General features: G+C 57.8%; 8 protein-coding genes. 3 read left to right on the top strand and 5 right to left on the bottom strand.

What is annotated here, in order from left to right; all coding sequences use genetic code 11:
- On the top strand, window positions 1-1172 hold a 1172-nt coding region (gene icd, locus A3754_RS25800), incomplete at its 5' end, for an NADP-dependent isocitrate dehydrogenase (RefSeq protein WP_063521725.1).
- A 57-nt stretch (window positions 1173-1229) separates the two neighbouring features.
- Here icd and A3754_RS25795 read toward each other — a convergent pair.
- Window positions 1230-1484 carry a cold-shock protein gene (locus A3754_RS25795; protein ID WP_063521724.1) on the bottom strand — a complete coding sequence of 85 codons (255 nt, stop codon included), beginning with the start codon at window positions 1482-1484 and terminating at the stop codon, window positions 1230-1232.
- Between the two features lie 271 nt (window positions 1485-1755).
- On the opposite strand from A3754_RS25795, the gene clpS reads away from it, so the two are divergent.
- Window positions 1756-2112 (top strand): ATP-dependent Clp protease adapter ClpS, encoded by a 357-nt coding sequence (gene clpS, locus A3754_RS25790; RefSeq protein ID WP_063521726.1) that lies wholly within the window; start codon window positions 1756-1758, stop codon window positions 2110-2112.
- Between the two features lie 33 nt (window positions 2113-2145).
- Window positions 2146-4410, top strand: coding sequence for an ATP-dependent Clp protease ATP-binding subunit ClpA (gene clpA, locus A3754_RS25785; RefSeq protein WP_063521723.1), 2265 nt, complete (start codon window positions 2146-2148; stop codon window positions 4408-4410).
- 127 nt (window positions 4411-4537) lie between these two features.
- Here the strand turns inward: clpA and infA are convergent, their stop codons facing one another.
- From infA to A3754_RS25765, 4 genes are all read right to left on the bottom strand, one after another.
- On the bottom strand, window positions 4538-4756 hold the full coding sequence (infA, locus tag A3754_RS25780; protein ID WP_007149029.1) for a translation initiation factor IF-1: 219 nt from the start codon (window positions 4754-4756) through the stop codon (window positions 4538-4540).
- Window positions 4757-4856: 100 nt separating this feature from the next.
- Window positions 4857-5585 (bottom strand): arginyltransferase, encoded by a 729-nt coding sequence (locus tag A3754_RS25775; protein WP_063521722.1) that lies wholly within the window; start codon window positions 5583-5585, stop codon window positions 4857-4859.
- Between the two features lie 28 nt (window positions 5586-5613).
- A complete protein-coding gene (gene aat, locus A3754_RS25770; protein ID WP_063521721.1) occupies window positions 5614-6342 on the bottom strand; it encodes a leucyl/phenylalanyl-tRNA--protein transferase in 729 nt (242 codons plus the stop codon).
- Window positions 6343-6361: 19 nt separating this feature from the next.
- Window positions 6362-6883: NAD(P)/FAD-dependent oxidoreductase (locus A3754_RS25765; protein WP_197468884.1), on the bottom strand; the 522-nt coding region annotated here is incomplete at its 5' end.

Raw genomic sequence — 6883 nt, 5'->3', positions numbered from 1 at the left:
TTCCTTATATCGAAGGGGATGGCATTGGTGTCGACATTTCACCAGTGATGATCAAGGTGGTTAACGCCGCCATCGAGAAAGCCTACGGCACCAAGCGTGGTATTACCTGGATGGAAGTTTACGCCGGGGAAAAGGCTACCGTCGTGTACGGGCCGGATGTCTGGCTCCCGGAGGAAACCCTGGAAGCCCTGCGGGAATTCACCGTGGGCATCAAGGGCCCATTGACCACTCCGGTGGGCGGCGGCATCCGTTCCCTTAACGTGTCCCTGCGCCAGGAGCTCGACCTGTACACCTGTATGCGCCCGGTGCGCTATTTTGAAGGGGTTCCCAGCCCTGTTGTTCATCCCGAACTTACCGACATGATCATCTTTCGTGAGAACTCGGAAGATATTTATGCGGGTATTGAGTGGGCGGCGGACAGCCCGGAAGCCACCAAACTGATCCGTTTCCTGCGTGAGGAAATGGGGGTTACCCAGATTCGCTTCCCGGAAGGCTGCGGGATCGGCGTCAAGCCGGTGTCCCGCGAAGGGACCCAGCGGCTGGTGCGCAAGGCGATCCAGTACGCCATCGATAACGACAAGGATTCGGTTACCCTGGTGCACAAAGGTAACATCATGAAGTACACCGAGGGCGCCTTTAAGGATTGGGGCTATCAGCTTGCCGGCGAGCGTTTTGGCGCTGAATTGCTGGATGGCGGACCCTGGATGACCATGAAGAATCCCAATACCGGCAAGGAAATCATCATCAAGGATGTGATCGCCGATGCGTTCCTGCAGCAGATCCTGATGCGCCCGGCGGATTACAGCGTGATTGCCACCCTGAATCTGAACGGCGACTACATTTCCGATGCGCTGGCAGCGGAAGTCGGCGGGATTGGTATTGCGCCGGGGGCCAATATTGGTGGTTCCGTGTCGCTGTTCGAGGCCACCCATGGCACCGCGCCCAAGTACGCCGGGCAGGACAAGGTCAACCCTGGTTCACTGATCCTGTCTGCGGAAATGATGCTGCGCCACATGGGGTGGAGCGATGCGGCTGATCGGATCATCAACGGCGTGGAAGGCGCGATTGCAGCGAAAACGGTGACCTACGACTTCGAGCGACTGATGCCGGACGCGACACTGTTGACCTGCTCAGAGTTTGGGAATGCGGTGATTGAGCATATGGGCGCCTGAGGCGCCCGACGGGCTCAATAGCTGGCTTGCAGTATGAGCCAGCCGGGCAGGGAAGGGTCAGGAGGGTGTCGTCTGATCTTCAGCGACGTCTTCTTCGTTACTGGCTTCTTCGTTGGCGCGCAGGTTGACGGCATGGAAGCCCTTGTTGGCCGGTTGCACCTCGTACTCCACGGGTTGCCCGGCTTTCAGGCTTTTATAGCCGTCCATCTGAATGTAGGAATAGTGGACGAACAAATCTTCGCCCCCTTCGTCCGGGCGTACAAAACCGTAGCCCTTGGCGTTGTTAAACCACTTTACTCGTCCCGTTGCCATGGTCCTTCCCTCTGCCTATCCAATGGCGATTATGTTTATTTTTATCCTCGGGCTGCCGGCTGCGGTAAACTGGCACCTGAGTCTATTGTGCAACTTTTAAACATGCACAGCAGGGTGTCAACCCCGTGAAATCATCCCGGTGAATTGATTTGCTGCGGGGGATTGAAAAAACACCGACCACCCATCATTTCTTCATTGCCTGCTGACGCCAGCAGGGTTACAACGGTTTTGAGGCTTTATGAATTGGCATCAACAAGATTGGCATCCGGTAATGATTGACGAAACAGGCGCGCTACGTTGTGGGCCGGCAGATTCCCCCTCAGACCCGGACCGACACGGTGATATGGCCGTGGAAGAGGCCAAGCCGAAGCTGAAACCGCCATCCATGTACAAGGTGTTGATGTTGAATGATGACTACACGCCGATGGATTTTGTGGTAGAGATACTGGAAGACTTCTTCAATCTGGGCCGTGAGCAGGCCACCCGTGTCATGCTCACCGTGCACACTGAAGGAAAGGCGGTGTGCGGGGTGTATCCCCAGGACATAGCCGAAACAAAAGCCACGCAAGTGGTGGAATACGCCCGGGAGAATCAGCATCCGCTGATGTGTCAGGTGGAACAGGCCTGATGCCCTTGCGGGCCCATGCAGTGAGGTAGCCTTATGCTCAGCAAAGAACTTGAAATGACGCTTAACGAGGCGTTTCGCCACGCACGTGGCCACCGTCATGAGTTTATGACCGTGGAGCATTTGCTGCTGGCGCTGCTGGATAACGAGGCGGCCGTCGAGGTCCTGCGTGCCTGTGCCGCAGACCTGGATGAATTGCGTGATGCGTTATCCCAGTTTATCGAGGACTCAACACCGCTGTTACCGGATACCGATCCGGAGCGCGACACCCAGCCCACACTGGGCTTTCAGCGGGTGTTGCAGCGTGCGGTATTCAGTGTGCAGTCTTCCGGCAAGAAGGAAGTGACCGGGGCCAATGTGCTGGTGGCCATCTTCAACGAACAGGAAAGCCAGGCAGTCTATTTTCTTAACTGTCAGGACATTCACCGCCTGGATATCGTTAACTTTATTGCCCACGGTATTTCCCAGATTCAGGATGCAGAGCCGTCCATCGAGACCGAGCAGGACATGGAAGCGGGCGCGGAAGGCGCCCCGGCCAGCGCGCTGGACAATTACGCCACCAACCTGAACGAAATGGCCCGTGAGGATCGTATTGATCCGCTGGTGGGGCGCGCATTCGAGATTGAGCGGGCGGCGCAGATTCTATGCCGTCGCCGCAAGAACAACCCCTTGCTGGTGGGTGAGCCCGGTGTCGGTAAAACCGCCATTGCCGAAGGGCTGGCTCGTATGATCGTGGAAGGGCAGGTGCCCGAGCCGTTGCTGGATGCGGTGGTGTATTCATTGGATCTGGGCGCGCTGCTGGCCGGTACCAAGTACCGGGGCGATTTCGAGAAACGCCTGAAAACCCTGCTGGCAGAACTGAAGAAAGAGCCCAACTCGATTCTCTTTATCGATGAAATTCACACCATCATCGGAGCCGGTGCGGCCTCCGGCGGGGTAATGGATGCCTCCAATCTGCTTAAGCCGCTGCTGGCCTCCGGTGAGCTGAAATGCATGGGGTCCACCACGTTCCAGGAATACCGGGGCGTGTTCGAGAAGGACCGGGCCCTGTCACGTCGCTTCCAGAAAATCGATGTGGTTGAGCCGTCCGTGGAAGACACCGTGGGGATTCTCAAGGGGCTGAAAAGCCGTTTTGAGGCTCACCATGACGTGAGCTACACGGATGCGGCCCTGAAAGCCGCTGCAGAGCTGAGTGCCCGCTACATCAACGATCGTTACCTGCCCGACAAGGCCATCGACGTGATTGACGAAGTCGGTGCCTGGCAGCGCCTGCGCCCGGAAGACCTGCGCAAGCACACCATTGAGGAAACCGACGTGGAGGACATGGTGGCCAAGATTGCCCGAATTCCTCCCAAGCAGGTGTCGTCCTCCGACAAGGAGCTGCTGCGTAACCTTGAGCGCGACCTGAAAATGACCGTATTCGGCCAGGATGAGGCCATCGACACCATTTCGGCGGCGATCAAGCTGTCCCGTGCGGGCCTCAAGGGCGAGCACAAGCCCATTGGCAGCTTTATGTTTGCTGGCCCCACCGGGGTGGGTAAAACGGAAGTGAGCCGTCAGCTGGCCCGGGCACTGGGCGTGGAACTGGTGCGCTTCGATATGTCCGAGTACATGGAGCGACACACCGTGAGCCGCCTGATTGGCGCGCCTCCCGGCTATGTGGGCTTCGATCAGGGCGGTTTGCTTACCGAAGCCATTACCAAGACGCCGCACTGTGTGCTGTTGCTGGATGAAATCGAGAAGGCGCATCCGGAAGTGTTCAATATCCTGTTGCAGGTGATGGACAATGCCACGCTGACCGATAACAACGGCCGCAAGGCGGACTTCCGCAATGTGATCCTGATCATGACCACCAACGCCGGCGCGGAAGTGCTGAACAAGCGTTCTATCGGCTTTACCGAGCAGGACAACAGCACCGACGGCATGGAAATGCTCAAAAAGGTCTTCACGCCGGAATTCCGTAACCGTCTGGATGGCACCATTCAGTTCCTGCCGCTGACCAGTAAGGTGATTCTGGGTGTGGTCGACAAGTTCCTGGTGGAACTGCAGGCCCAGCTTGATGAGCGCGGTGTGGTGCTGAATGTGGATGATGCGGCCCGTAACTGGTTGGCCGAGAAGGGCTACGACAAGGATATGGGCGCCCGGCCCATGGCGCGTCTGCTCCAGGAAAAAATCAAGAAACCGTTGGCAGAGAAACTGCTGTTTGGCGAATTGGCGGGTGCCGGTGGGCAGGTCAATATCACCGAAAAAGACGGGGAGCTGGTGCTTTCCGTGGAAGCGGCCACAGCGGAGCCCGCGTAAACAGAAGTGGCGGGCGCCTTTCTTTTACGAAAGGCGCTCCGCTCGTTTTCCATCAACGCACAGACAACAAAAAAACCCGGCAATGCCGGGTTTTTTTGTGGGTGTATTCGGCCGGAGCCGTTCCGGGTTATTTCATCCGGAAAGTGATGCGTCCCTTGGTGAGGTCATAGGGAGACATTTCCACTTTTACACGATCCCCTGTGAGGATGCGGATATAGAACTTACGCATCTTCCCGGAGATATGGGCCGTAATTACATGACCGTTGTCCAGCTTCACACGAAACATCGTGTTGGGCAGGGTATCAACGATGACACCTTCGAGTTCGATTTGCTCTTCTTTCGCCATCCAACAAATACCTTGGGTTACCGGCTATTAGCGACGCGCAATTGTGCCGTAAAAGGGCCTTGGCTGCAAAAGAAGTTGGAAAAAGGCTTGGGTCGAGGGCTTAACCCCCGGAATTACTGGGGGCGGTGTGCTCTTTCCAGCTCCCGCTGGCGAGAATTTCCAGGGGCTGATACTGGCTTTTGTAGCTCATTTTCTGGCATTGACGGATCCAGTAGCCCAGATACAGGTAGGGAAGTTGTAATCGTTGGCATTGTTCGATTTGCCATAGCAACGCCATGACCCCCAGGCTGCGCTCAGGCAATGTGGGGTCAAAGAAGGTGTACACTGCGGAGAGGCCATCATTGAGCTGGTCGGTGACGGCTACGGCGACCAGCTTGCCTTGCTGGCGAAACCCGTAGAAATGGGTGTCTGCCCATTCGCAGGTAAGAAAATTGGTGAACTGCTCTTCCGAAGGCGGATACATGTCGCCATCGCCATGGCGGTCATTAATGTAGGCCGCATAAAGCGCGTATAGCTCGCGACTGAAACGGGCGGGCTCGCGGTTCACTGCCAGATCGGCGTTGTTTTTGAGGATGCGACGATGGCGGCGGCGAGGGTGGAAGTCATCCACTCGCACCCGGGCCGGAATGCAGGCATTACAGCTGTCGCAGTGGGGGCGATAGAGATAATTGCCGCTGCGGCGAAACCCCAGCAAGCTCAGTTCGCTATAGAGCTCTGGTGACAGCTGGGCCTGGGGGTCCACAAACAGGGTAGACGCCTGGCGGTCTTCCAGGTAGCTGCAGCTATGGGCGGGTGTGCGAAAAAAGCGCAGCGTGGACAAGTCAGTCATGGTGTAAGTGTAGCCCAGGGCAGGAGGGCTAAAAAGCCTCACATTCGGCTTGCAGTGCGGCCCAGTCAAACGGACGGTCTGGCCAGGGGGTGGGCACTGGCTGGGCTGGCACCCAGTCCTCAAGGCAGGTTTCAAAGTCGTCACGGTCGATCATCTGTGCCCCCATGGACATGAGGTGAGGGTTCTCGATCTGGGCATCAAGCAGGCGGATATCCAGTGCACGGGCCAGGTTGCGTAGTGCCACCAGTGCCACCTTGGAGCCGTTGCGCTGCGGGGAAGCCATGGATTCACCAAAGAACATCTGGCCAAGCTGAACGCCATAGAGGCAGCCGGCCAGCGACCCGTTTTGCCGGATTTCTACGCTGTGGGCATAACCTTGCTGATGCAGTTGGCAATAAGCCGCGATCATTTCTTCGTTGATCCAGGTGCCCGGTTCGCCCTGGCGGGGGGCTGCGCAGGTGCGCATGACTGCTTCGAAGTCGCGGTCAAAAGTAATGGTGAAATCCGCCTGGCGGAGATGTCGGGACAGGCTGCGGCTGACATGTAACTGGTCCAGCCGGATCACGCAGCGCGGTGCCGGGCTCCACCAGAGGATGGGCTGGGTGTCGGCGTTGTACCAGGGGAAGATGCCGGCGGAATACGCCCGTAAAAGGGTCTGGGGGTGAAGATCCGACCCGGCAGCCAGCAGGCCGTCCGGGTCGGTGAGGGCGAGCCGGGTATCAGGGAAGGGATCCCCGGGTTCCAGCCATGGCACCATGTGGTGGCCCTCCGGTCTATCAGTCGTTCAGGTTGTCCAGGAAACGCTCGGCGTCCAGCGCGGCCATGCAGCCAGCGCCAGCGGAGGTCACTGCCTGGCGGTAGATATGGTCCGCCACGTCGCCGGCCGCAAATACCCCTTCCACGCTGGTGGCGGTGGCGTTGCCTTCGGTGCCGCTGGCGATCTTGATGTAGCCGTCTTTCATGTCCAGCTGGCCGGCGAAGATATCCGTGTTCGGCTTGTGACCGATGGCAATGAAGACACCTTGCAGTTCAAGGTCTTTGCTGTCTTCACCCTTGGTGGACTTGATGCGCATGCCGGTGACACCGCTGTCATCGCCAAGCACTTCTTCCAGGGTGTGGTCCCATTCCACGGAAATGTTGTCTTTGGCAAGCAGCTTGTCCTGCAGGATTTTTTCCGCTCGCAGGCTGTCACGACGGTGTACCAGGGTCACATGTTCGGCAATGTGGGACAGGTACAGTGCTTCTTCGACAGCCGTGTTGCCGCCACCGATTACCGCCACCTTCTGGCCCTTATAGAA

Source organism: Alcanivorax sp. HI0083, from assembly GCF_001635175.1.
Note: the sequence above shows the minus strand (reverse complement) of the source record. Positions and strands in the feature narration are given on the sequence as shown.